Here is a 23,591-nt window from a genome sequence, read left to right on the forward strand (position 1 = left end):
GGGAGGGACACCATGGACGCCGAAACGCTGCTCACCACCACCCGTTCCGTCCGCCGCAAGCTCGACCTCGACCGGCCCGTCGACAAAGCGGTCATCGAGGACTGCCTGCGCATCGCCCAGCAGGCGCCGGCCGCCGGCGGGCTCCTGAAGGCGCAGCGCTGGGTCGCCGTGCTCGACCCGCGGCTGCGCGCCGAGGTCGCGGCGATCACCGCGAAGGCCGCGCACGAGGTGTGGCAGCACTACGCGCACCTGGCCGACTCGAGCATGTTCGCCTCCGCCCGCCACCTCGTGGACAACCTCGACCGCGTGCCGGCGCTGGTGGTGCCGTGCATGCCGGGCCGGCCACCGGCGTCGGCCGCCGAGCAGTCGTCGTTCTACGGCTCGATCTACCCCGCGATCTGGAGCTTCCAGCTCGCGCTGCGCACGCGGGGCCTCGCGAGCTCGCTGTGCAGCTACCACCTCGCCGGCCACGAGCCGGAAGTCGCGCGCCTGCTGGGGATTCCCGAGGACGTCACGCAGATCGGCCTGGTCGCGGTGGCGCACTCGACGCAGCGTGAGTTCTCCACCGCCGCGCGGCCACCGGTGGGCGAGATCCTGTCGTTCGACACCTGGGCGGGGTCCGCGTCGCTAGGGTGAACGGCGTGAGCGACCCGCAGATCACGCTGACCGTCAGGCACACACCCTCCGCGCTGGATTCGCGGCGCGGGGTGGTGCGCCTGCATCCCGAGGTGCTCGACGCGCTGGGCCTGCGGGCCTGGGACGCCGTGCACCTCACCGGCGCCCGGCGCAGCGCCGCGCTCGCCGCGCCCGCGGAAGAAGGCTTGCCGGGGGTGGTGCTGACCGACGACGTGACGATGTCGAACCTCGGGGTGTCCGAGGGCGCCGAGATCGTGGTGACGCCGGCCGAGGTGGCGGCCGCCAAGACCGTGACGGTGTCCGGTTCCCGGCTGGCCAGCGTGTCCGTGCCGCCGCAGACGCTGCGGCTCGCGTTGACCGGCAAGGTACTCACGCGGGGCGACGCGGTGTCGCTGCTTCCGCAGGACCTGGCGCCGGCGCCGGGTTCGGACGTCGCGGCCGTGCGCGGGCAGCTGTCGCGGGCCATCGGCACGACGTGGACCAACGAGCTGCTCACGGTGACCGCCACGGAACCCGCCGGGGTGGTCGTGGTGGGACCGTCCACTGTGGTCAGCTGGCGGGGCGGCGCGCGCACGGGTGAGACGCCCACCGACACCGTGCCCACGCGCAGCGCGACCGCCCTCGTGCGCGCGACGGCCGTGACGGCGGCCGAGGACTACCTCGACGCGGAGGTCGTCGAGGAGACCAAGCCCCAGGAGATCGAGGAGCCGATTCCGTCCGTCGCCGACCTGGTGGGGGCGGACGGGGCCGCGCGCAAGCTCGCCGAGTGGTTCGATCTGGCGTTCCGGCGGCCGGAGCTGTTGGCGCGGCTCGGCACGTCGGCACACCTGGGCGTGCTGCTGAGCGGACCGGAGGGCGTCGGCAAGGCAACGCTCGTGCGCTCGGTGGCCCACGCCGAGAAGGTGCGGGTGGTGTCGCTGGTCGCGCCCAACATCGCCGTGCTGGAGCCGAACGCGGCCCACGCGCGCCTGCGCGAAGCCCTGACGCGTGCCGCCGAGGGCGACGGGCCCGGTGTGCTGCTGATCAACGACGTCGACGCCCTACTGCCCGCCACGCAGCCGCCGCCGGTGGCGACCATCGTGCTCGAAGAGCTGCGCGCGGCACTGCGCCGCGAGGGGGTGGCCGTGGTGGCGACGACGCAGCGCGCCGAGTCCGTGGACCCGCGGCTGCGCACCGCCGACCTGCTCGACCGCGAGCTCGGCCTGCCGCTGCCCGACGCCAAGACCCGCGTGGAGCTGTTGCGGATCCTGCTGCGTGACGTGCCCGTGGAAACCGGGGCCGACCTGGGCGTGCTCGCCGAGAAGACACCCGGGTTCGTGGCCGCCGACCTCATCGCCCTGCGCCGCGACGCCGCCCTGCGCGCCGCGCTGCGCCAGCGCGACGCCGCCGAGCCGCGGATCTCGCAGCACGACCTGCTCGACGCGCTCGCCACCGTGCGGCCGATCTCGCTGTCCACTTCGGACAACCTGGCCACAGGCGGGCTGACGCTCGACGACGTGGGCAACATGATCGACGTCAAGCAGGCTCTCACCGAGACCGTGCTGTGGCCGCTGCGGTACCCGGATTCCTTCGCCCGCCTGGGCATCGACCCGCCACGTGGCGTGCTGCTCTACGGCCCGCCCGGTGGTGGCAAGACGTTCCTCGTGCGCGCGCTGGCCGGCACGGGTGCGCTCAACGTGTTCGCGATCAAGGGCGCCGAGCTGCTGGACAAGTGGGTCGGCGAGTCGGAGCGGGCCGTGCGCGACCTGTTCCGGCGGGCGGCCGACGCGGCGCCGTCGCTGATCTTCCTCGACGAGATCGACGCGCTGGCGCCGCGGCGCGGGCAGTCGTCCGACTCGGGGGTGGCCGACCGCGTGGTCGCGGCCCTGCTCACCGAGCTCGACGGCGTGGAACCCATGCGTGAGGTCGTGGTGCTGGGCGCCACGAACCGGCCGGAGCTCGTGGACCCGGCGCTGCTGCGACCCGGCCGGCTGGAGCGGCGCATCTACGTGCCGCCGCCCGACGCCGAGTCGCGTGCCGCGATCCTCAAGGCGACGTCGAAGAACACGCCGTTGGCGTCCGATGTGGATCTGACGGCCATCGCGTCCACCCTGGACGGTTACTCCGCCGCCGACTGCGCCGCGCTCATCCGCGAGGCCGCGCTCACGGCGATGCGCGAGTCACTCGAAGCACACGTGGTCACCGCCGCGCACCTGGAGAAGGCCCGCACGGTCGTGCGGCCGTCGCTGGACCCGGCGCAGCTGGCGACGCTCGAGGCGTACGCGCAGGCGCAGCAGGAACGCTGACTCGAAGAAAGGGACCCACCTCGTCTCGCGAGGTGGGTCCCTTTTCGGTCAGCTGCCCTTGTGGCCGCTCTGGTAGTCCTTCGTGATGATCACGATCACGCCGGGGCTGGAGTTCTGGATGCCGTCGAACCGCGGCTGGGCCTGGAAACCGAACTCGGCGGCCAGCTGCTTCGCGGCGGCTTCCTCGTCGGTGCCCGGCCGGAAGTAGGCCGTGGTGTGCTGGATGATGCCCTGCGGGTAGTTGCCGACCTCGGGGACGTTCCAGCCGGAGGCGCGGAAGTCGTTGGCCGCCTGCTCGGCGAGGTGCGGGATCGTGGAGTTGTTGTAGACCCGCACGGTCACCCACTTGTTGGACGCCTGCTGGCCACCGGGCTGTCCCGGCTGACCCTGCTGTCCCCCGGGCTGGCCGGGCTGCCCAGGCTGACCCGGTTGGCCGGGCTGCCCGGATGAGCTGGCCGACGGTGACGCGGGAGCCGTCGAGGAAGCGGACGACGACGAGGTCGGCGCCGTGGAGGACGACGACCCGGCCGTGGACTGCTGCGACGACGGCGATCCGCTTGTACTGGTGGGCCCGGCGTTGTTGTCATTCGATCCGCCACCAGACAACGCGGTCACGCCGCCCACGATCGCGGCGATCACAGCGACGCCGATGAGCGCGACGCCCGCGGCCCGCATGGGCCGGGACAGCCCCGAGAAGAAGCTCATGACAGTTCGATCCCCAGCCGCCTGGCGCCGCGCTTGCGCTGCCGGGCGGCGCGCGTCTTGCGCAGCCGCTTCACCAGCATCGGGTCGGCCGCCATGGCCTCAGGCTTTTCCAGCAGTGTGTTCAGCAGCTGGTAGTAGCGGGTAGAGGACAGCGAGAACCGTTCCCGGATGGCGTTCTCCTTGGCGCCGGCGTGCCGCCACCACTGACGCTCGAACGCGAGGATCTCCACCTCACGCTCGGTCAGGCCACCCACAGTCTCCAGCGGGTGTTCCGGCGGCGACGGCTGGTCGGCAGCCATCGACTCCGCGGCGTCCATGCGGTCCTCGCAATCGGTGTCGGCTGTCCTTCCGCGGGCGCCATTCAACCACGGAACCCACGCACGACATGGGCATCCGACACGGCGCGTCACGGTCCGATCCAGGTGTATCAGACGGGTCCGACTAAACTCGCTGCTCGTGACCGTCCACCCCATCCGCATCGCCGGCGATCCCGTGCTGCACCAGCCGACCCGTGAGGTCACGGAGTTCGACGAGCAGCTGCGCACGCTGACCGAGGACATGTTCGAGACGATGTACGCCGCCGAAGGCGTAGGCCTCGCGGCCAACCAGATCGGCCTCGACCTGCGCCTGTTCGTGTACGACTGCCCCGACGACGAGGGCGTCGAGCACCGCGGCCTGGTGGTGAACCCACGCCTGGAGACCTCGGAGATCCCCGAAACCATGCCCGACCCGGACGACGACTGGGAAGGCTGCCTCTCCGTGCCCGGCGAGTCCTACCCCACCGGGCGCGCCTCGTGGGCCCGCGTGACCGGCTTCGACGTGACGGGTGCCCCCGTCTCAGTCGAGGGCACCGGCTACTTCGCCCGCTGCCTCCAGCACGAAACCGACCACCTCGACGGCCACCTGTACCTGGACCGCTTGGTGGGCCGCCACGCGCGCGCGGCGAAGAAGATGCTGAAGAAGAACAAGTGGGGTGTACCGGGGCTGAGCTGGTTGCCGCCGAAGGACGAGCCGGCTGAGGCCTGAGGTCTGGCTGTTCGGCACGTTGTCGCCAAGTCTCCCGGTCCCGGGTCAGGACCGGGAGACTTCGCGTTTCAGCGTCCGAGGAAGTGTTCCCGCACCACCGCCGGCTGCTCCACCGGATGACCCGCGGCCACCGACCACGCCAGCCGGATGTACTGCGCGTGCGTCCAAGCCAGTGGTGTCGCTGAAGCGGTCGGGGTGCCCGGGGCGTGGCCGGGTGTGCCCGAGGGCGGGTTTTCGTCCCAGACCTGCTCCGGCATGGTGTCGGAGGAGCCTGCGGCGTGCGACAGGTCGGTGAGGCGGCGCAACGCGGACAGGCGGTTGCCCGAAGCCAGGTCGTATTCGCCGCGTTCGCCGGAGAGCAGGGGCCAGAGGCGACCGTAGGTGGCGCGGCTTTCGGAGGGGAACGTGTAGTCCCACGGTGAGCCGTCGGGTTGTTCGCCGTAGCCGTCGGCCGTGTAGCGGTGCCAGAACTGGCCCGCGGGGGTGGTGAAGGAGATGTCGGCGTCGGTGACGTTGATGCTGTTGCGGATCACCGGGTCGTCGGCCGGGTAGATGCCCAGGCGGACGAGCTCGAGGAAGCCGGCGTCTGTGACGGAGCGCTGGTCGACGGTCAGGGACGAGTTGCCGAGGTTGTAGCTCACGGTCGAGTCGGCGTCGCCGTTCTTGGTGAGGCGGACGAAGTACGGCTTCGGGGAGAGCGGGCCGTTCGTGGTCACGGTCTGGTGCGCCAGGTCGGCCTTGAAGCGGTCGGCGGTCGCGAGGTAGCGCGCCGCGTCGGAGAGGGCGCCGGCGTGGCGGGCCAGGTCGGCGGCGCAGACGAGGCCCGCGATCACCGCGGCGATGGTGGAGGGCGAGTAGCCGTCCTGCTCTTCCCAGCGTTCTTGCTGCGTGTACGGCGAGGCCTTGCCGTCGGCCGAGCGGTAGGACAACAGGAACTCGGCGGCGCGCCGGACGTTCGGCCACAGGTCGGTGCGGCCGAGCTGCTGCGCGAGCACGATCGGCAGCGCGGTCTCGTCGAGCTGGATCGAGGTCCAGTACGGCGTGCCGTCGACGTTGCTGTTCTGGGGCAGGTGACCGTCGGGCAGCTGCTGCGTGCCGAAGAGGTAGTCGACGGACCGGTCGGCCGCGGCGCGGTCGCCTGCGGCGAGCATTCCCGTGGCGATCTGGTAGAGGTCGCGCGGCCAGACCAGGTGGTAGGTGCCGGACGGCGAGTACGCCGGATCGTTGTTGCCGAACCGCCACGGCATGCTCGGCGAAGCGATGAACGCGCCCGGGTGGTGTTTGTCCTCGCTCGCCGCCAGTGTCAGCACGGAGGCGCGGTACAAATCGCGCGACGCCGACGTGACGAGTGAGGCCGGCGCCGAATGCACGTCGTTCAGGTAATTGCGCCAGCCTCGGGAATAGTCGGCCGAAATCGCGCGGAAACCGCGGCGGGCGGAAGCCTGGGAAGTCGACATGGCCGCAGCCGGAGACAAGCCCATTCCCAGTGACAACGTGATGTGCTTCGAGCGAACACCATCCGCCGTCGTCTGCCCGGTGAGCACGACGTTTCCGTTCGCCGCACGGGAATACGCGACCAGTTTCCGCGACGACAACAGCTGCGTCGCGCCGTCCGATACCCCCGCATATCCGACGGAGGTCCGGGAAAACGCCGGAGCAGCCGTCAGGGCGGCCGCCGTGGAACTGTCGGAAGCCGCCACGACCCGGCCGGAAGCGGTCGCCGAATCGTCGCTGCCGTCGTTCGTCAGGTCCGGGTCCGCCACCGCGTAGAGCGAATACGGCCGCCCGGTCAGCGACGTGAACTCCACGTCCACGAGCACGCTCGCCCGCGCGGGATCCGTCACGTACGTGCGGCGCAACCGCCACCGGTGCTGGTCGTCGACGCTGGTCTGCTCGTAGGTGAGGTCGTCGACCCGCCGCACCTGCTGCGAGCGGGCGGCCGACGCGAGCGTCGCGAAGGTCCGCCCGTCGCTCACCACGAGGTCGAGCGAGCGCACGCTCGGCGTCGACAGATCGGGGTAGTAGACCTCCGACATGCGCCCGCCCTGCAGCGTGAACCACACGTCGCTCGCGCGGTCACGGGCCGTGCCGAAGCCCGTCTTGTCCGCCGGCAGCCAGCTCGGATGGACACCCGGCCCACCTGGCGCTTCGCCTCGAGCCGCCGAGGCGGCCGAGGCAGCCGGGACCGCTGTCATCGCCAACGCCGCCACCAGCGCGGTGAGCAGGACTTTCCGCACGAGACACCCCCGAAGTCGTCGGAAGTGATTGTCACGTGAACTCCTGCCGTCCGCATGCTCCGATCCGGTGAAGAACACACGGGTCGACAAGTCTCCTTGTGCTCCCGTGATCTCCCGTGGCATGGTCGGGGGACAACCTCATACCAACGCGGGAGCTCGCGCCTTGGCGGGCTGAGAGGGCGGCTGGTGTCCATCTGCGGACACCCGGTGCCGCCGACCGCATGAACCTGACCGGGTAATGCCGGCGTAGGGAGTGAACGTCGTTGACGACGCTGGAGAACGACCCCACCATCACGCCTTCCGTGACCACGGGACCGATCACCGGATCGCACAAGGTCTACCACCGCACCGAGTCGGGCCTGCGGGTTCCGGCGCGGCGCATCGACCTGTCGAACGGTGAGCACTTCGACGTGTACGACACGTCCGGGCCGTACACCGACCCGGAAGCACAGATCGACGTCCACAATGGACTTCACCCGCTGCGCGCGGGCTGGGCCGACGGCCGCGCGCACAACACCCAGCTCGGCTGGGCCAAAGCCGGCGTGATCACGCGCGAGATGGAGTTCATCGCCGCGCGCGAGCGGTGCTCACCCGAGTTCGTGCGCGACGAGGTGGCGCGCGGGCGGGCGGTGATCCCCGCGAACCGCAAGCACCCGGAGAGCGAGCCGATGATCATCGGCAAGAAGTTCCTGGTGAAGATCAACGCCAACATGGGCAACTCGGCCGTCTGGTCCTCAGTGGAGGAAGAGGTCGACAAGATGGTGTGGGCCACCCGCTGGGGCGCCGACACGATCATGGACCTGTCCACCGGCAAGCGCATCCACGAGACGCGCGAGTGGATCGTGCGCAACTCCCCCGTGCCAGTGGGCACCGTGCCGATCTACCAGGCACTGGAGAAGGTCAACGGGGAGCCGGAAAAGCTGTCGTGGGAGGTCTACCGCGACACGATCGTCGAGCAGTGCGAGCAGGGCGTGGACTACGTCACCGTGCACGCGGGCGTGCTGCTGCGTTACATCCCGCTCACCGCGCGCCGCGTGACCGGCATCGTGAGCCGCGGTGGTTCGATCATGGCGGCGTGGTGCCTCGCGCACCACAAGGAATCCTTCCTGTACACGAACTTCGAGGAACTCTGCGAGATCCTGCGCAAGTACGACGTCACGTTCTCCCTCGGCGACGGCCTGCGCCCCGGCTCGATCGCCGACGCCAACGACCGCGCGCAGTTCGCCGAGCTCGAAACCCTCGGTGAGCTCACGCACATCGCCCGCGAGCACGACGTGCAGGTGATGATCGAGGGCCCCGGCCACGTGCCGATGCACAAGATCAAGGAGAACGTGGAGCTCGAGGAGCAGCTCACCGGCGAGGCGCCGTTCTACACCCTCGGTCCACTCGCGACGGACATCGCACCGGCCTACGACCACATCACCTCCGCGATCGGTGCGGCGCAGATCGGCTGGTACGGCACGGCGATGCTCTGCTACGTCACGCCGAAGGAGCACCTCGGCCTGCCCAACCGCGACGACGTGAAGACCGGTGTGATCACGTACAAGATCGCCGCGCACTCCGCCGACCTCGCCAAGGGTCACCCGCACGCGCACGAGTGGGACGACGAGCTGTCCAAGGCCCGCTTCGAGTTCCGCTGGAACGACCAGTTCAACCTGGCACTGGACCCCGACACCGCGCGTTCGTACCACGACGAGACGCTGCCCGCGGAGCCGGCGAAGACCGCGCACTTCTGCTCGATGTGCGGGCCGAAGTTCTGCTCGATGCGGATCACCCACGACGTGCGCAAGTACGCCGAGGAGCACGGTCTGTCCACTGTCGAGGCCATCGAGGCCGGCATGGCGGAGAAGTCGGCCGAGTTCGGCGAGCAGGGCAACAAGGTCTACCTCCCGGTCGTCGGGCAGTAGCTCCACCAGCAATCAGAGGCAACAGTCATGACTGACACACCCCGCACCGCCCTCACCATCGCCGGATCCGACTCCGGCGGCGGTGCGGGCGTGCAGGCCGACCTGCGCACGTTCTTCGCCCACGGCGTGCACGGGCTCGTCGCGCTCACCGCCGTCACGGTCCAGAACTCGTTGGGCGTGCAGGGTTTCACGGAGATCCCGGTCGACGTCGTCACGGCGCAGATCAAGGCCGTGGCCGGCGACATGGGCGTGAACGCGGCCAAGACCGGGATGCTCGCCACGGCCGGCATCATCCAGGCCGTGGCGAAAACCCTCGACGAGGTCCGCATCGGACGGAACACGGACACGCCGTTCGTGGTCGACCCGGTGGCCGCGTCGATGACCGGCCACGCGCTGCTGCGCGAGGAGGCGCTCGAGGCCATCCGCACCGAACTCTTCCCGCGCGCCACGCTGGTCACGCCGAACCTCGACGAGGTGCGGCTGCTCACCGGCATCACGGTCACCGGCGCGGAGACCCAGCGCACCGCGGCCGACGCGTTGCTGGAGTTCGGTTCCGAGTGGGTGCTCGTGAAGGGCGGGCACCTGTACGAGGCCGAGGACTGCGTCGACCTGCTCACGAACGGCACCGACGTCGTCGAGCTCAGCGGCCCGCGCATCGCCACGGACAACACCCACGGCGGCGGCGACACGATGGCCTCGGCGATCACGTCGTCGCTGGCCCGCGGCGCCGACGTGCCGACCGCCGTCTCCGAGGCGAAGCGCTTCATCGAACGCTGCGTGGCTGAGGCGTACCCGCTCGGCGCGGGCGTGGGGCCGGTCTCGCCCTTCTGGCGCCTCGCCGACTGACGGGCCACACTCGGGTTCGTGAGCGACGAAGCAGCCCGCGCCCTGTGGGCCCAGATGCCGTTGGACCTGCAGTTCGAAGTCGACCGCCTGGTGTCGAACCACCAGCCGGCGGCGGCGCTGAAGGTGATCCGGAAGTGGGGGCTGAATCCCAAACCGGGCATCGCGGAGAGCCGGGCGGTGACGGATTACCGGGCGAGTGTGCTGAAGCCACCGCCGCGGTTCAGCTGAGGTCCGAAGCCACCCCATACGGCGTTCGGCGCGTTGAGCGCAACCAACGTCGCGTGGGGGCTCGGTCAGTTCACGGGATGGAGCGAGCGCGTGTTGTCCGTGGTGCGCCACCGCACCGAGCATGGACGCGGGCAGCCGGAACCGATCAGAAGGAGAGATCCGACATGCGTGTGGTGACCCAGCAGGAGTTCGGCGGCCCCGAGGTGCTGGAGGTCGTCGAGGTGCCGCGGCCGGTGCCCGGGCCGACCGAGGTGTTGGTGCGGGTGCGCGCGGCCGGGGTGAATCCCGTGGACTGGAAGTCGCGGGCACACGAGGTGTTCCTGGGGCGGCCACCGTACACGCTGGGCTGGGATGTGTCGGGCGTGGTCGAGGAGGTGGGGTTCGGGGCGACCGGCGTCCAGGTCGGTGACGAGGTGCTGGGGATGCCGTGGTTCCCGCGCGAGGCCGGTGCCTACGCGGAGTACGTGACGGCGCCGTCGCGGCAGTTCGTGCGCAAGCCGGCCGGGATGTCGAACGCGGAGGCGGCGGGGTTGCCGCTGGCTGGGCTCACGGCGTGGCAAGCGCTGGTGGACGTGGCTGGTGTCCGAGGTGGACAGCGGGTGCTCGTCGACGCGGCCGCGGGTGGCGTGGGGCACCTCGCGGTGCAGATCGCCAAGGCGCGGGGAGCGTATGTGCTCGGCACGGCGAGTGCGGCCAAGCACGGCTTCCTGCGTTCGATCGGCGTGGACGAACCCCTCGACTACCGCGACAAAACCGTGACGGCGACCGACGTGGACGTCTACTTGGGACTCGTCGGCGAGACAGCTGATCTGCGGTGGTTGCCCGCGGTGAAGCAAGGCGGGCTGGTGATCAGCGTGCCCGGCGGCGTGGCCCCCGCGGTGCGGGACGCGGCAGACAAACGGGGCGTACGGACGGCGCCGGTGCTCGTGGAGCCGGATCGGGTCGGGTTGCTCGGGCTCGTGGACCTGGTCAAGGCGGGACAGCTGAAGGTCCACGTGGAGCAGACGTTCCCGCTCGACGAAGCCGCCCGAGCGCACGAGCTGGGTGAGGCCGGCCGAGTGACGGGGAAGATCGTGCTCACCCCATGAGAAACGGCCCCCGGGCGAAGAACCCGGGGGCCGTCCACTGTGGAGACTCAGCCGCGGCCGATCACCTGCGGCAGGACGGTGGTGAGGCTCGTCCAGTCGGACGTGACCATCGACGCGCCCTGCTTGGCCAGCGAAGCCACACGCTCGTTGGCCTGGTCGACGGTCGGGTTGTGGGCGTCGATGGCGGGTGAGACGTTCTGGCCGTCGGTCATGACCAGGAAGTAGTGCTCGGCGTCGAACCACCACGGGCCGGTCTGGGTGACCCAGGCGTTGGCGTCGCCGTCGAAGACCACGAACCAGGGCTTGAGGTTGGCGGCGTACTTGTCGCGCGCGTCGCCCGGGGCGGCACCGTGCACGGTCGGGAAGATCTGGACGTCGCCGATGCGGCCGGCGTTCTTCTGGCCCAGCAGGTAGTTTGCGTACTCGACGTCGGTGTGCAGGGTGTCGGTCGGGTTCTGTTCCTCGACCGTGCCGGGGATGATCTCGGTCATCACCTTGCCGTGCAACGAGTCCACGGTGGGCCAGTTGTCCGCTTCGGCCGCGTCGTCGAGGGTCGCGTAGCCGCCGAGGAGGTCGGCCGGCTTGAAGACCGCGCTGCCGAGGTGGGCGCGGAACGCGGCGTCGAGCTCGTCCGGGCCGAGGCCGTGGTTGTCGGAGAAGCCCGTCTTCATCTCGAGCTTCAGCATGATCGGCGCGTGGTCCGGGTGCGCCCCGAGCCAGATGCGGATGTCGTCGAGGCAGGACTCGAGGTCCTTGTTCGTGCCGCCCTGGTAGAGGTCGGCCGGCGCCGACGCCGCGACGCAGTTGTTGCTGTTGCCCAACGGGTTCGAGTGGCTCACCTTCCACTCGTGCGTGATGATGTCCGGCCACACGTCGAGCTCGATCAGCGACGACCCGTTGTCCAGCGCCTGCGCGAGGTGCGGGTACGCCGCCGGGTCATAGGTGTTGTGCACGCCGACCATGGTCACGTGCGAGAGCTTCGGACTGTCCGCGTTCGCCACGGCCGTCCCGGACAACGAGGCGGCGACGAGCAAGCCGACCGCCACGACCACTGAAGAGAGTTTCATCCTGGCCCCTTCGCCCACACAGGTAGTGCGATGGCTCTCACACTGTGCCACCGTGATGGACTGTGGATGAAGGACAGCTGACCAAATGGACTAGACCAGAAGTCGGAAAGTGCCCATGACCGAAAACCCCAGCCCGCCCTCGGCGTTGACCATCGCCGGTTCCGACTCCGGCGGCGCCGCCGGCCTGCAGGCCGATCTGCGGACCTTCCTCACCTGCGGGGTCCACGGGCTCGTCGCCGTGACGGCCGTGACGGTGCAGAACACCTTGGGAGTGCACGACCGCGCGGACATCCCGCCCCACGTCGTCGCCGGCCAGATCGAGGCCGTCGCGTCGGACATGGGTGTGGGGGCGGCGAAAACGGGCATGCTCGCGTCGGCGCAGATCATCCACGCCGTGGCGGCGGCTTGTGACAACGCGGGCATCGGGCGCGACCGAGACGTGCCCTTCGTCGTCGACCCGGTGGCCGCGTCGATGACCGGCCACCCGCTCTTCGACTCCGACGGGCTCGCCGCGCTGCGCGAGGAACTGCTGCCGCGCGCCACGGTGCTCACGCCGAACCTCGACGAGGTGCGCCTGCTGACCGGGCTGACCGTGACCGACCGCGAGGGCATGCACACCGCGGCCGTCGTGCTGCACCGGCTCGGCCCGAAGTACGTGCTCGTGAAGAGCGGCCACCTCGTCGAAGACCCGGAGTGCGTAGACCTCCTCTTCGACGGCTCGACGTTCGTCGAGCTGCCGGGGCCGCGGTTGGGCACCCCGCACACGCACGGTGCGGGCGACACGATGGCGTCGGCGCTCACGGCCGGGCTGGCGAAGGGGATGTCGGTCGTGGAGGCCACGCGGTACGGGAAGTGGTTCGTCTCGCACGCCGTCGAGCACTCGTACCCGATGGGCGCGAAGGTGGGCCCGGTGTCGGCCTTCTGGCGGCTCGCGCCTGAAGACAGGTGACAAAACACCCGGGCGAGGGAGAACCCCTCGTCCGGGTGATCCGTTGCTACTCGATCAGCGGTTCTGCACGCTGTCGTTGAACTGCTGCTGGCACTGCTGCTGCGCCTCGGTCGTGGTGGCCGACTTGAGGCAGTCCTGCAGGTCGCTGAGCTGGCTGCCGACGCTGGCGAAGATCGAGCCGATCGCGATCAGGATCACGGCGCCGACGACCAGGCCGATGATGCCGGTCACGAGGCCGGCGATGGAGGCACCCTTGTTGGTGGCCTCACCGCGGTTGGCCCGCTTCATGCCGAGGACACCGAAGATGATGGCCAGAACGCCGAGGACGATGCCGGCCCAGACCGTCCAGCACAGGACGAGGGCGATGATGCCCAGCACGAGCGCGGTGACGCCGAACCCGTTGCGCGGGGAGGACACCGGCTGGCCGTAACCCCCGCCGGGCTGCGGAGCCGCGAACGCACCACTCGGGTCGGACGGGTACTGCTGGTACTGCGGCTGCTGGGGGTTGTCGGGCGTGCTCACGGGGTGTCGCCTTTCCACGATGAAAGCCGAGGCCACTCGGCCCGGCGCACCCTATAATCGGATGGATCGCCCGATCGTTACGCCTTCCGTGTTTCGACGCAAGCGGGATTACCCTCGCCGGGCCGGATCACCCCTCGTCGGAGATCAACGCCTCCAGCGCCGGCAGCGCGAGGGTGAGCGCCTCGCGGTTCTCCGGGCTCAGCTTGTCCAGACGACGGTTCAGTTCCTGTACCCGAGTGGAGCGCACGCCGGACACCAGCCGTTCACCTTCTTCCGTCGCGCGGGCGAGCCACGCACGGCGGTCGACGGGATCGGACTCCCGCGTGACGTACCCGGCCTCCACGAGGGTGGCGATGATCCGCGACATCGTGGCCGCGGCGACGCCCTCCTTCGCGGCGAGGTCGCCGAGGCGCAACTGACCGAAGTGGACGAGCGTGGCAAGGGCCGAGATCGCGCCGTGGCCGGGCCCGGGGACACCTGCCTGCCGCAACGAGCGCGACAGCCGCCCCACGGCCAGGTACAACCTGCCCGAGACGTCCTGGACCGAGGAAAGGGTCACGGCTGGCTCCTCCTGCCGCTGATGCCCGCCGCCTTTGCGCCGGAAATGTGCCGTCCACCATACGGCCTGCCGGTGCTCGTTCCGCGTTAAGCGCGGCCGAAATCACCGACCGGTGCCACGAATGCGGCCCGCTTGCACCACGTGGCTTACCCGGGGTTACCCCGTCGGCACCCCGGAAGCCACCAGAACCTCAGCGGGGCGGGCTCGACGCGTGGGCCCAGAACCGCTGCGGCACCCGTCCGGCGTCGTGCGCCAGCCGGCCCGCCTCGACACCCGCGCGCATGGCCGCGGCCATCCGTTCGGGGTCCTTCGCGCGCGTGACCGCGGTGGACAGCAGCACGGCGTCGCAGCCGAGCTCCATGGCCAGGCAGGCGTCGGAAGCGGTGCCGATGCCCGCGTCGAGCACCACGGGGACCATCGCGCGCGAAACGATCAGCTCGATGTTGTGCGGGTTGCGGATGCCGAGACCGGTACCGATCGGCGCGCCCAGCGGCATCACGGCCGCGCAGCCGGCTTCTTCGAGCCGCAGCGCGAGGACCGGGTCGTCGTTGGTGTACGCGAGCACGGTGAAGCCGTCGGCGGCCAGCTGTTCGGCGGCGTCGAGCGTTTCGAACGGGTCGGGCAGCAGCGTGCGGTCGTCGGCGTGGACCTCGAGCTTGATGAGGTCCGTGTCGAGGGCCTCGCGCGCCAGCTGCGCGGTGAGCACGGCTTCGGCGGCCGTGCGGCAGCCCGCCGTGTTGGGCAGCAGCTTGATCCCGAGGCGCCGCACGAGGCCCAGCACGCCGGTGCCGCCGTCGGCGTCGGCCTTGCGCATCGCGACGGTGGTGAGCTCGGTGCCCGACGCGACCAGCGCGCGCTCCAGCACCGACAGGTTCGCGGCCCCACCGGTCCCGATGATCAGCCGCGACGAGAGCTTGTGCTCGCCGATGACCAGGGCGTCGTCCATCGTCAGCCTCCCTGCACCGCGGTCAGCACGTCGATGTCCGCGCCCATGGGCACCACCGACTCGGCCCAGTCGCCGCGGCGCACGACCTCGCCGTTCACCGCGACGGCCACGCCCTGGCGGCTGACGTCCAGCGCGTCGAGCACCTCGGACACGGTGGCGCCGTCGGGGAACTCGCGCCAGCTCCCGTTGACCTTGATCTCCATCAGACTCGCTCCTTTTCCAGCAACCGGGACGGCGCGGCCGCCCCGATCTCGTCCGGGGGCGCCTCGCCGGCCAGCCACGCGACCACGGCGTCAGCGGTCACGGGCGCCATCAGCAGGCCGTTGCGGTGGTGCCCGGTCGCCGCGTACACGCCTTCGCCGAGCTCACCGACGTACGGCAGCGCGTCGCGGCTGCCCGCGCGCAACCCCGCCGCGATCTCGACGAGCTCGTACTCCGTGATCCCGGGCAGGATCCGTTCGGCGCCTTCCAGCAGCTCACGCACGCCCCGCGCGGTCACGGCCTCGTCGAAGCCCGCTTCGTACTGCGTCGCGCCGAGCACCAGCTCGCCGTCGGCGCGGGGCACGAGGTAGATCGGCCGGCCCTCCACCACCGCGCGCACCGTGTACGGCGGGGGCGGCAGGCAGCCACGACGGGGCCGCAGCCGGAGGATCTCGCCCTTGAGCGGGCGCACGGCGTCGGCCAGCTGCGGGTGCAGCCCACCCGTCCAGGCGCCGGCCGCCAGCACGACGCGACCGCGGACCTCGTCGAGGCGCTCGACTCGCTCGGCGCGGAACGCAACCCCGCGCTTCTCGCACGCCTCGACCAGCGCCGTGAGCAGCTTCCGGTTGTCCACAGCCAGGTCGCCCGGCACGTGCAGACCGCTGCGCACCGCGCCCAGACCGGGCGCGAGCCGCCGGGCCGCGCGGCCGGTGAGCCGCTCGACGTCGCGGCCCAGCGAGGTCAGGTACTCGGCGAGGATGTCGAGGTGGCCGGCGTCGGCGCTGTCGAACGCGACGACGATCGTGCCGTGCTCGGCCAGCCCCGGGTCCGTGCCCTCGGCCGATAGCTCGCGCGCGAACGCCGGCCAGCGCCGCAGCGACTCCTCGCCCAGGCGGAGCACGTGTTCCTCACCCGGCCACGCCTCCGTGACCGGTGCCAGCATGCCGCCGGCCAGCCACGACGCGCCGCGCGCGGGGGCGGGGTCGACCACCGTGACGCGGTGGCCGCGGGCCGCCGCGCGCCAGGCCGCGGACAGGCCGATGACACCACCGCCGACGACGGTGAGGGTCTCGCTCATGGGATCACGCTCCCTGCGCCGGCATGACCCGGATCAGGTTCCACGGTCGGAGCGGCAGCTCCCTCTCAGCCCGTGCCTCGGGCTCCCGTGCGGACCACCCCACTGTAGTGCGCGGGTAACGTCCCCGCCATGCCCGCCCTGACCGGATCACAGATCCGCACCCGCCTGGCCGACTCGCGCCTGTACCTGTGCACCGACGCCCGCTCGTCGCGCGGCGACCTCGCCGAGTTCATCGACGCGGCGCTGGCCGGCGGCGTCGACATCGTGCAGCTGCGGGACAAGACGAACGGCTCGCCGCTCGAAGCCGCGCACGAGATCGCCGCGCTGGAAGTGCTCGCCGAAGCGTGCGCGCGCCACGGTGCGCTGCTCTCGGTGAACGACCGGGCCGACGTCGCCCTGGCAGTGGGCGCCGACGTGCTGCACCTGGGCCAGGACGACATCCCGGTGCCGCTCGCGCGCCGGATCCTGGGCGAGGACGTGGTGATCGGGCGCTCGACGCATTCGCCTCAGCAGGCCACGGCGGCCGCGGCCGAGGACGGCGTGGACTACTTCTGCACCGGCCCGTGCTGGCCGACCCCGACCAAGCCCGGCCGCTACGCCCCTGGCCTCGACCTGGTGCGCGCGACCGCGGAGACCGGCACCGACCGGCCGTGGTTCGCGATCGGGGGCATCGACAACGAGCGGCTGCCGCAGGTGCTGGCCGCCGGGGCGGCGCGGATCGTGGTGGTTCGCGCGATCACCGAGGCCGAGGACCCGAAGGCGGCGGCGCAGACGTTGAAGGCCCAGCTGGGTTAGGGGCTCGGCTCGATCAGGGGCTGGGCGTTCCCGAGGGGGCGCCCTGCGTCTGCGGCGCGCTCGGCGTGGTCGAGGCGGCTCCGCCGGTGCTCGACGGCGGCGGTGCGCTCTCGGAGCTGTCCGAGGTCGGGCTTTCGCTGGACGACGTGCTGGACGAAGACGAGCTCGGCGGCGGCGAGTTCGATTCGGTCTCGCTGGGCGGCGCGGTGTGCTCCGAGGTCGTGGGCGGGTTCGTATCCTGCTCCTGGTGCTGACTCGTGCCCGGATCGTGGCGGAAGACGCCGGGCCCTGGCCCCCCGGCCGCCTCGATCGCAAAGCTGACGCCGATCGCGATGGCCGTGCCGACGACGCTCACGCCGATGATGATCGGCCAGCGCAGCTTCCTGAGCTTGTCGCCGAAGGACTCCTCGGGCTCGGCCGGCGCAGTCAGCTTCGAGATCCGCACCGTCGGCATCTCCGACGGGTCGAGCGGCAGCAGCACGGTGGGCATCTGCGCGGGATCCTCGACCGGCGCCAGGCCGGGCTTGCTGCCCCGCCGCTGTCCCGCCGTCACCAGCGCGGCGCGCGCCTTCAGCGCCGCCTCGCGCGTGCGCTGCAGCGAACGCAGGTACAGCTCGGCGCCCACGGTGGTGATCACGCTCGCCACGCCGGCCCCCACGACCGTGCCCGCCACGCCGAGCGTCGAACCCAGCATCGCGGCCGTGACGGCGGCCAGTGCCGTCGCCACCACCTGTGCCGGGCGGAAGCTCTTCTTCTCGCCCTGCTCCGAGGTCTTTTCCTGCTGCTGACTCATGATCCCGATCTACTGGTGCCCGCCATTTCCCCTCCGGGGTTCCAACGAGTAAGGCGTGCGAGGAACTCCCCGCGTTGCCCATCCGTGAGCGAGGACACGTTGACTGTCCATAGTGGATGGACTACGCCTCACGCTTTCCTGACATACTCCCCACATGCGATTGGTGACGATCTCCGACATCGAGGCCGCGGCGAAGCGCGTGGCCGACCACGCGGTGCACACGCCGCTCCTGCGCCAGCCCTGGGCCGAGGGCGAACTGTGGCTCAAACCCGAGAGCCTGCAACAGATCGGCGCGTTCAAGATCCGCGGCGCGTACAACGCGATCGCCTCACTCCACGACGCGGAGCGCGCACGCGGTGTGGTCGCCTACTCCAGCGGCAACCACGCGCAGGCGGTCGCCTACTCCGCGAACGCCTTCGGGATCCCGGCGGTGATCGTGGTGCCCGACGTGGCCCCGCGGCTCAAGGTCGAGGCCACCCGGCGCTGGGGCGCCGAAGTGGTGGAGGTCCCGATCGCCGATCAGGAACCGGTTGCGGCGAAGCTGGCCCAGGAACGCGGGCTCACCTTCATCCCGCCGTTCGACCACCTCGACGTGATCGCGGGCCAGGGCACGGCGGGCCTGGAAATCGCGACCGACCTGCCGGACGTCGACACAGTGCTCGTGCCGGTGAGCGGCGGCGGGTTCGCCTCCGGCGTCGGCACGGCGATCAAGGCGCTGTGCCCTGGCGCGAAGGTCATCGCCATCGAGCCCGAGCTGGCCGGCGACACCGCCGAGAGCCTGCGCGCCGGCCGGCGGATCGCATGGCCCATGGAACTGCGGGCGCGCACGATCGCCGACGGCCTGCGCGCCCAGCCGTCGGACCTCACGTTCGCCCACCTGCGCGGCGTGCTCGACGGCATCGTCGCCGTGACCGAGGACGAGATCCGCGACGCCGTTCGCGTGCTGGCCCGGCGGGCGCGGCTCGTGGCCGAGCCCAGCGGCGCCACGACGGCCGCCGCGTTCCTGCACCACGCCGGCGAGCTGCCGGGCGGCAAGACGGTGGCCGTGGTGTCCGGCGGCAACATCGACCCGTCGATGCTGGCCGAGCTCCTCACGTAGGTCAGTCGCGCGGTGGGCCGGGGCGGACGTGGGTGGGCGGGGCGTCCACTCCGCAGGTGAGGCACTCGCCGGGGTGGGGTGATTCGTCGTCCGCGGTTCGCGCGGGAGCGCCGGAAACCACCCCGGCGTCCTCCGGTGCGGCGAGCACGCCGTTGTGAATCCCCAACGCGATGAGGCCGCCGGCGATCGCCAGCACGGCGCAGATGAGCAACGCCATGCGCCATCCGGCGGTCAGCGCGACGGGGTCCCGGTAGGCCGAACCGGTGAGTCCGGCCGCCGCGGGCAGGACGGCGACCGCAAGAAGACCACCCGTTCGGGCGATCGCGTTGTTCACTCCGGAGGCGACACCGGCGTAGCGGTCGGGGGCCGCGGCGAGCACCGTCGCGGTCACCGGCGCCACCGTGCACGCGAGCCCCAGGCCGAACACGACCACCGCGGGGAAGACCGAACCGAGGTAGGAGGACCCCGGTCCGACGCGGATCAGCAGCAGGATGCCGACGCCGATCACGATGGGTCCGACCACCAGCTGCAGCCTCGGGCCGATGCGCTGCGCCAGCGCGCCGGAGCGTCCGGAGAGCAGCAGCATGATGATCGTGATCGGCAGCCCGGCCAGGCCCGCGAGCGTCGGCGGGTAGTTCAGGGAGACCTGCAGCTGCAGGACCAGCAGCATCAGCACGGCGCCGAGGGCGGCGTAGACCACGAACGTGAGGGCGTTGGACAGCGAGAACGTGCGGTCGCGGAACAGGCTCGGCGGCACCAGCGGCTCGCGCGAGTGGTGCTGCAGCCAGAGGAACACACCCATCCCGGCGATGCCGGCGACCAGCGCGATCAGCACGATCGGGTCGCCGACACCGCGTCCGGGTGCTTCGACCAGCGCACCGGTGAGCCCGGCGAGCCCGATCGCGCCCGTCGCCGCGGCCGTGAAGTCGGGGTGGCCGGTGGCCGTCTCGTCGCGCGACTCGGGCACGAACTTCAGCGCCATGAGCACCACGACGATGGCCAGCGGCACGTTGATCAGGAACGCCAGCCGCCAGGACCAGACCTGAACGAGCACGCCGCCGAGCAGTGGTCCGGCCGCGGCGGCCAGACCACCGAGTCCGGACCACGCGCCGATCGCGCGAGCCCGGTCCTTGTGCGCGAACGCGGACTGCAGGATCGCCAGCGACCCGGGGGTGAGCAACGCGCCGCCGATGCCCTGGACGATCCGGAAGACCACCAGTTCCGTGGTCGAGGTGGCGATGGAGCACAGGCCCGACGCGACGCCGAACCAGACCACGCCGATCAGGAACACGCGGCGCCGGCCGTAGCGGTCCCCGAGCGAGCCGGCCACGAGGATCAGCGCGGCCAGCGCCAGCATGTAGCCGTCGAGGATCCACTGCAGGCCGGCGACGGTGGCACCCAGCTCCTCACCGATCCTGGGCAGCGCGACGTTGACGATCGTGCCGTCGAGCATGGCCATGCCCGAGCCGAGGATCGTCGTGGCCAGCACCCCGCGGGCGAGCGGGGTGCCCCAGCTGATGCCGCGGTCCGTCGTGGTCACCGGGCCGTCACCGGGCGCGTCCGGAAAGTCATCCGCACACGGTGACGAACCGGACGCCCGGGCGCAACCACCCACGCCCGGAGCCCGCGCCGGCTCACGGCAACAGCGTCGTGACGAACTTGTAGCGGTCGCCGCGGTAGACCGAGCGCGCGAACTCCACCGGCTTGCCGTCGGTGGCGAACGAGTGCCGCGTCAGCATCATCACCGGCATGCCGACGTCAGCGCCGAGCATCTCGGCTTCCTGCGGGCCGGCGAGCGAGGTCTCGATCGTCTCCTCGGCGCGCTCGAGTTCGACGCCGTAGTGCTCACGAAGCACTGCGTAGAGCGACCCGCCGCCCGAAATGTGCTTGCGCAACCCCCGGAAGCGCCCGAGCGGCAGGTGCGTCGTCTCCAGCGCCATCGGCTGGGAATCGGCCAGCCGCAGACGGCGAAGGCGAAGAATTTTCGCACCCTGGCGGATCGCGAGCAGTTTCGCGAGTTCGCCCTCCACCGGCAATTCCTCGAGTTCGAGCAGTTTCGACGACGGCTTCAGGCCCTGCTTGCGCATGTCCTCGGTGTACGAGGACAGCTGCAGCCGCTGCGCCAGCTTCGGCTCGGCCGCGAACGTGCCCTTGCCCTGAACGCGGTGCAGGCGGCCTTCGGCCGTCAGGTCCGCCAGCGCCTGCCGCACGGTGGTGCGCGAGACGGTGAACTCGCCCGCCAGCGCCCGTTCCGTCGGGATCGGTGAGCCCGGCGGCATGGCGTCGAGCAGATCCAGCAGGTGCTGTTTCAGCGCCCAGTACTTGGGTTCGCGCTGACCGCGAACACCGACCGTCCCCGCCTCACTCGCGGGGGATGTCTCCAACATGACCGGCTCCCTCAGCTTTCCCTCACTATCGCGCCACTTCCCCGCCAAGAAACGTACCCTTCACCACAAACGCTCCGCCCGGCTAGCATTGGTCTAGACCTGACCGCACGCCGCTCAGCACACCCGGGGCTGGAGTCCCGGCGGAGAGGAAAGTGATGACCCAACAACATCCCGGCGAGCACATGGCCGCGGAAATCTCGGAGCAGCCTGCCGTACTGGCCGGGCTCGTCGAGCGGCAGGGGGAAATAGCGGAAGTAGCTGAAAAGATTTCACAAAAGCCGCCCCGTTTCGCCTTGCTCGCCGCACGGGGTTCGAGTGACCACGCTGCGTTGTACGCCAAATACCTGATCGAGGTGCTCCTGGGTCTTCCCGCGGGGCTCGTCTCACCGTCCACCGCCACGCTCTACGGCGCACGGCCAGACCTGCGCGACGTGCTCTTCGTCACCGTGAGCCAGAGCGGCGGCTCACCCGACCTCATCGAAGTCACCGAAGCCGCGCGGCGCCAGGGCGCGCTCACGGTGTCGGTCACGAACACGCCGGACTCGCCGCTGCGTGCGGCGGCCGAGCTGGGCGTGGACATCGGAGCCGGCGTGGAGAAGGCCGTGGCCGCGACGAAGACGTACTCGGCGACGCTGCTCGCGCTGTACCTGTTCATCGACGCCGTGCGCGGCGGCAAGGCCGAGGACGCCCAGCAGCTCGGCGAGCTCGCGCAGCAGACGCTCGACGGCTCGGTCGAAGGCGTGCAGCGCGCGGTGGACCGCTACCGCTTCGTCGACCGCGTGCTCACCACCGGCCGCGGCTACTCGTACGCGACTGCGCTCGAAGGGTCGCTGAAGCTGGCGGAGACGAGCTACCTCGCCGCCCGCGCGTACAGCGGCGCGGACTTGCTGCACGGTCCGGTCGCGGCCGTCGACCGCGAGACCGCCGTGCTCGCGGTGACCAGCGCCGGCCACGGCGGCTCGGCGATGGGCGAGGTGCTCGACGCCGTCGGCAAGCGCGGCGCCGACGTGCTCGCGGTGGGCTCGGCGTCGGCCGACGTGCCGGCCGCGCTGCGGATCCCCGTGGCGCAGACGGCGGAGGAGCTGGCGCCGATCCTGGAGATCCTGCCGATCCAGCGCATCGCGCTCGGGCTCTCGCTCGCCCGCGGCGGCGACCCGGACAGCCCGCGCGGCCTGCTGAAGGTGACCAAGACCCGGTGAGCCTGGTCGTCGGCGTGGACGCCGGTGGCACGTCGACGCGAGCGATCGCGATCGACGCCACCGGCGCCGTGCTCGGTTCGGCCACGGCCGGCGGCGCCAACCCCAACTCGCACCCGCCCGCCGAAGCCGCCGCCCGCATCGCCTCGGCGATCGAGACGGCGCTCGGCGGGCGGACCGACGTGGGCGCCGCCGTGGTCGGGCTGGCCGGGGTCAGCAAGCTGTCGGATCCCGCCGTCGCGGACGTGTTCGCCCAGGCGTGGCAACGGATCGGGCTGGGCGGTGCCGTTCGGACGGTGGCCGACGCGGAGGTCGCGTACGCCTCCGCGACGGCGGCTCCCGACGGCACGGTGCTCGTGGCGGGCACCGGCTCGATCGCGGGCCGGATCCGCGGCCGGCGCATGATCGCCACGGCGGGCGGCTACGGCTGGCTGCTCGGCGACGAGGGTTCGGCGTACTGGCTCGGGCGCGAGGCCGTGAGATCCACTTTGGAGGCGCTCGGGCGCGGACCGGAGCTAGCGGGGCTGGCGGCCGCCGTGCTCGCCGAGGCGTTCGGACCGTCCGCTGTGGACGCTCGCGGAATCGTGACCGAACCCGGCCGGTCGCAATCGGACAACCTTGCTTTCCCGAATTCACCGGTCACGGAAGCGAATCGGTTGGGCACCGCGCGTGCGCTCATCACGAAGGTCAACGCCGAGCCGCCCATCCGGCTCGCCCGCTTCGCGCCCCTCGTGAGTGCCGCGGCGGCCGCCGGCGAGCCGGTCGCGACCGGAATCGTGGCCCGGGCAGCCGACCTCCTCGTCGCCACGGCCCTCGCCACGCGCGACCCGGGCGAAAAAACTCCCGTGGTGCTCGTGGGCAGTGTCCTCACCGGAACCGGCCCGGTGGGACCGCTCGTGCGGGCGGGGCTGGCCGGTCTCGACGTACTGACCAGCTCCGACGGAGTCCTCGGGGCCGCGTGGCTGGCCGCGGTGGACACTTGGGGAGAGGCGGCGGCGCGGCCTTCGGGACGCTGAATGCGACCAAAACCCGGTTCGAAGT

Annotated in this window: 24 protein-coding genes and 2 riboswitches; of the genes, 12 read left to right on the forward strand and 12 right to left on the reverse strand. The window is 71.1% G+C overall.

Annotated features, from left to right (window positions below; all coding sequences use genetic code 11):
• Positions 1–12 precede the first annotated feature (12 nt).
• Both ACWEOE_RS05605 and ACWEOE_RS05610 read left to right on the forward strand, forming a co-directional pair.
• On the forward strand, positions 13–636 hold the full coding sequence (locus tag ACWEOE_RS05605) for a nitroreductase family protein (protein ID WP_452004345.1): 624 nt from the start codon (positions 13–15) through the stop codon (positions 634–636).
• Between the two features lie 5 nt (positions 637–641).
• Positions 642–2,921, forward strand: coding sequence for an AAA family ATPase (locus ACWEOE_RS05610; protein WP_452004348.1), 2,280 nt, complete (start codon positions 642–644; stop codon positions 2,919–2,921).
• Between the two features lie 48 nt (positions 2,922–2,969).
• On the opposite strand, the gene ACWEOE_RS05615 is transcribed toward ACWEOE_RS05610, so the two are convergent.
• On the reverse strand, positions 2,970–3,626 hold the full coding sequence (locus ACWEOE_RS05615) for a LytR C-terminal domain-containing protein (RefSeq protein WP_452004349.1): 657 nt from the start codon (positions 3,624–3,626) through the stop codon (positions 2,970–2,972).
• Positions 3,623–3,943, reverse strand: a complete 321-nt coding sequence (locus tag ACWEOE_RS05620; RefSeq protein WP_452004352.1) for a DUF3263 domain-containing protein — start codon at positions 3,941–3,943, stop codon at positions 3,623–3,625. Before ACWEOE_RS05620 ends, ACWEOE_RS05615 begins: the two co-directional genes overlap by 4 nt.
• Before the next feature lie 139 nt (positions 3,944–4,082).
• Between ACWEOE_RS05620 and ACWEOE_RS05625 the strand changes: the two genes are divergently transcribed.
• Positions 4,083–4,652 carry a peptide deformylase gene (locus tag ACWEOE_RS05625; RefSeq protein WP_452004354.1) on the forward strand — a complete coding sequence of 190 codons (570 nt, stop codon included), beginning with the start codon at positions 4,083–4,085 and terminating at the stop codon, positions 4,650–4,652.
• Between the two features lie 68 nt (positions 4,653–4,720).
• Here ACWEOE_RS05625 and ACWEOE_RS05630 read toward each other — a convergent pair whose 3' ends face one another.
• Entirely contained in the window at positions 4,721–6,889 is a 2,169-nt protein-coding gene (locus tag ACWEOE_RS05630) for a glycoside hydrolase family 15 protein (protein ID WP_452004356.1), read from the reverse strand.
• 138 nt (positions 6,890–7,027) lie between these two features.
• A riboswitch (TPP riboswitch) is annotated at positions 7,028–7,159 on the forward strand.
• On the opposite strand from ACWEOE_RS05630, the gene thiC reads away from it, so the two are divergent.
• The 4 genes from thiC (at position 7,153) to ACWEOE_RS05650 (ending at position 10,958) form a co-directional block, all read left to right on the forward strand.
• Positions 7,153–8,796 carry a phosphomethylpyrimidine synthase ThiC gene (gene thiC / locus ACWEOE_RS05635; protein WP_452004359.1) on the forward strand — a complete coding sequence of 548 codons (1,644 nt, stop codon included), beginning with the start codon at positions 7,153–7,155 and terminating at the stop codon, positions 8,794–8,796. It overlaps the preceding riboswitch by 7 nt.
• Positions 8,797–8,823: 27 nt before the next feature.
• Positions 8,824–9,642 (forward strand): bifunctional hydroxymethylpyrimidine kinase/phosphomethylpyrimidine kinase, encoded by an 819-nt coding sequence (gene thiD, locus ACWEOE_RS05640; protein WP_452004361.1) that lies wholly within the window; start codon positions 8,824–8,826, stop codon positions 9,640–9,642.
• An 18-nt stretch (positions 9,643–9,660) separates the two neighbouring features.
• The gene (locus ACWEOE_RS05645; RefSeq protein ID WP_452004363.1) at positions 9,661–9,870 is read left to right on the forward strand and encodes a hypothetical protein; all 210 of its coding nucleotides are present in this window, start codon (positions 9,661–9,663) and stop codon (positions 9,868–9,870) included.
• Positions 9,871–10,034: 164 nt separating this feature from the next.
• Entirely contained in the window at positions 10,035–10,958 is a 924-nt protein-coding gene (locus tag ACWEOE_RS05650; protein ID WP_452004365.1) for an NADP-dependent oxidoreductase, read from the forward strand.
• A gap of 47 nt (positions 10,959–11,005) precedes the next feature.
• Here the strand turns inward: ACWEOE_RS05650 and ACWEOE_RS05655 are convergent, their stop codons facing one another.
• Positions 11,006–12,025, reverse strand: a complete 1,020-nt coding sequence (locus ACWEOE_RS05655) for a phosphatidylinositol-specific phospholipase C domain-containing protein (protein WP_452004367.1) — start codon at positions 12,023–12,025, stop codon at positions 11,006–11,008.
• A gap of 115 nt (positions 12,026–12,140) precedes the next feature.
• On the opposite strand from ACWEOE_RS05655, the gene thiD (ACWEOE_RS05660) reads away from it, so the two are divergent.
• Positions 12,141–12,974, forward strand: a complete 834-nt coding sequence (gene thiD / locus ACWEOE_RS05660; protein WP_452004369.1) for a bifunctional hydroxymethylpyrimidine kinase/phosphomethylpyrimidine kinase — start codon at positions 12,141–12,143, stop codon at positions 12,972–12,974.
• Between the two features lie 54 nt (positions 12,975–13,028).
• Here the strand turns inward: thiD (ACWEOE_RS05660) and ACWEOE_RS05665 are convergent, their stop codons facing one another.
• The 5 genes from ACWEOE_RS05665 to thiO all read right to left on the reverse strand — a co-directional run bounded on the left by ACWEOE_RS05665 (position 13,029) and on the right by thiO (position 16,280).
• Complete coding sequence (locus tag ACWEOE_RS05665) at positions 13,029–13,496, reverse strand: hypothetical protein (RefSeq protein WP_452004371.1); 468 nt, start codon at positions 13,494–13,496, stop codon at positions 13,029–13,031.
• 127 nt (positions 13,497–13,623) lie between these two features.
• A complete protein-coding gene (locus ACWEOE_RS05670; RefSeq protein WP_452004374.1) occupies positions 13,624–14,055 on the reverse strand; it encodes a MarR family winged helix-turn-helix transcriptional regulator in 432 nt (143 codons plus the stop codon).
• Positions 14,056–14,245: 190 nt separating this feature from the next.
• On the reverse strand, positions 14,246–15,001 hold the full coding sequence (thiG, locus tag ACWEOE_RS05675) for a thiazole synthase (protein ID WP_452004376.1): 756 nt from the start codon (positions 14,999–15,001) through the stop codon (positions 14,246–14,248).
• A 2-nt stretch (positions 15,002–15,003) separates the two neighbouring features.
• Complete coding sequence (gene thiS / locus ACWEOE_RS05680; protein ID WP_452004378.1) at positions 15,004–15,204, reverse strand: sulfur carrier protein ThiS; 201 nt, start codon at positions 15,202–15,204, stop codon at positions 15,004–15,006.
• Positions 15,204–16,280 carry a glycine oxidase ThiO gene (gene thiO / locus ACWEOE_RS05685; protein WP_452004380.1) on the reverse strand — a complete coding sequence of 359 codons (1,077 nt, stop codon included), beginning with the start codon at positions 16,278–16,280 and terminating at the stop codon, positions 15,204–15,206. Before thiO ends, thiS begins: the two co-directional genes overlap by 1 nt.
• Positions 16,274–16,379: riboswitch (TPP riboswitch) on the reverse strand. Its footprint overlaps the gene before it by 7 nt.
• A gap of 30 nt (positions 16,380–16,409) precedes the next feature.
• On the opposite strand from thiO, the gene thiE reads away from it, so the two are divergent.
• Positions 16,410–17,075, forward strand: a complete 666-nt coding sequence (gene thiE / locus ACWEOE_RS05690; protein ID WP_452004382.1) for a thiamine phosphate synthase — start codon at positions 16,410–16,412, stop codon at positions 17,073–17,075.
• A 13-nt stretch (positions 17,076–17,088) separates the two neighbouring features.
• Here the strand turns inward: thiE and ACWEOE_RS05695 are convergent, their stop codons facing one another.
• Positions 17,089–17,868 carry a hypothetical protein gene (locus ACWEOE_RS05695; protein WP_452004385.1) on the reverse strand — a complete coding sequence of 260 codons (780 nt, stop codon included), beginning with the start codon at positions 17,866–17,868 and terminating at the stop codon, positions 17,089–17,091.
• 154 nt (positions 17,869–18,022) lie between these two features.
• Between ACWEOE_RS05695 and ACWEOE_RS05700 the strand changes: the two genes are divergently transcribed.
• A complete protein-coding gene (locus ACWEOE_RS05700) occupies positions 18,023–18,967 on the forward strand; it encodes a threonine ammonia-lyase (protein WP_452004387.1) in 945 nt (314 codons plus the stop codon).
• A 1-nt stretch (position 18,968) separates the two neighbouring features.
• On the opposite strand, the gene ACWEOE_RS05705 is transcribed toward ACWEOE_RS05700, so the two are convergent.
• Positions 18,969–20,507: an MFS transporter gene (locus ACWEOE_RS05705; protein WP_452004390.1), complete on the reverse strand. Its 1,539-nt coding sequence runs from the start codon at positions 20,505–20,507 to the stop codon at positions 18,969–18,971.
• Between the two features lie 94 nt (positions 20,508–20,601).
• On the reverse strand, positions 20,602–21,354 hold the full coding sequence (locus tag ACWEOE_RS05710; RefSeq protein ID WP_452004393.1) for a GntR family transcriptional regulator: 753 nt from the start codon (positions 21,352–21,354) through the stop codon (positions 20,602–20,604).
• Between the two features lie 155 nt (positions 21,355–21,509).
• On the opposite strand from ACWEOE_RS05710, the gene ACWEOE_RS05715 reads away from it, so the two are divergent.
• Together ACWEOE_RS05715 and ACWEOE_RS05720 are read left to right on the forward strand one after the other, a co-directional pair.
• Entirely contained in the window at positions 21,510–22,553 is a 1,044-nt protein-coding gene (locus ACWEOE_RS05715) for an SIS domain-containing protein (protein WP_452004396.1), read from the forward strand.
• A complete protein-coding gene (locus ACWEOE_RS05720) occupies positions 22,550–23,566 on the forward strand; it encodes an N-acetylglucosamine kinase (protein WP_452004399.1) in 1,017 nt (338 codons plus the stop codon). The genes ACWEOE_RS05715 and ACWEOE_RS05720 overlap by 4 nt, the downstream gene beginning before the upstream one ends.
• The last annotated feature ends 25 nt before the right edge of the window (positions 23,567–23,591 follow it).

The sequence above is a fragment of the Amycolatopsis sp. NPDC004368 genome (genome assembly GCF_053602515.1).

Bases quoted from the DNA above. Each gene is read 5' to 3' on its own strand.
- ACWEOE_RS05615 (WP_452004349.1), bottom strand. From the start codon at position 3,626: ATGAGCTTCTTCTCGGGGCTGTCCCGGCCCATGCGGGCCGCGGGCGTC.
- ACWEOE_RS05700 (WP_452004387.1), top strand. From the start codon at position 18,023: ATGCGATTGGTGACGATCTCCGACATCGAGGCCGCGGCGAAGCGCGTG.
- ACWEOE_RS05710 (WP_452004393.1), bottom strand. From the start codon at position 21,354: ATGTTGGAGACATCCCCCGCGAGTGAGGCGGGGACGGTCGGTGTTCGC.
- ACWEOE_RS05715 (WP_452004396.1), top strand. From the start codon at position 21,510: ATGACCCAACAACATCCCGGCGAGCACATGGCCGCGGAAATCTCGGAG.
- thiG (WP_452004376.1), bottom strand. From the start codon at position 15,001: ATGGACGACGCCCTGGTCATCGGCGAGCACAAGCTCTCGTCGCGGCTG.
- thiO (WP_452004380.1), bottom strand. From the start codon at position 16,280: ATGAGCGAGACCCTCACCGTCGTCGGCGGTGGTGTCATCGGCCTGTCC.
- thiD (WP_452004369.1), top strand. From the start codon at position 12,141: ATGACCGAAAACCCCAGCCCGCCCTCGGCGTTGACCATCGCCGGTTCC.
- ACWEOE_RS05605 (WP_452004345.1), top strand. From the start codon at position 13: ATGGACGCCGAAACGCTGCTCACCACCACCCGTTCCGTCCGCCGCAAG.
- thiD (WP_452004361.1), top strand. From the start codon at position 8,824: ATGACTGACACACCCCGCACCGCCCTCACCATCGCCGGATCCGACTCC.
- ACWEOE_RS05695 (WP_452004385.1), bottom strand. From the start codon at position 17,868: ATGAGTCAGCAGCAGGAAAAGACCTCGGAGCAGGGCGAGAAGAAGAGC.
- thiE (WP_452004382.1), top strand. From the start codon at position 16,410: ATGCCCGCCCTGACCGGATCACAGATCCGCACCCGCCTGGCCGACTCG.
- ACWEOE_RS05620 (WP_452004352.1), bottom strand. From the start codon at position 3,943: ATGGACGCCGCGGAGTCGATGGCTGCCGACCAGCCGTCGCCGCCGGAA.
- ACWEOE_RS05655 (WP_452004367.1), bottom strand. From the start codon at position 12,025: ATGAAACTCTCTTCAGTGGTCGTGGCGGTCGGCTTGCTCGTCGCCGCC.
- ACWEOE_RS05650 (WP_452004365.1), top strand. From the start codon at position 10,035: ATGCGTGTGGTGACCCAGCAGGAGTTCGGCGGCCCCGAGGTGCTGGAG.
- thiS (WP_452004378.1), bottom strand. From the start codon at position 15,204: ATGGAGATCAAGGTCAACGGGAGCTGGCGCGAGTTCCCCGACGGCGCC.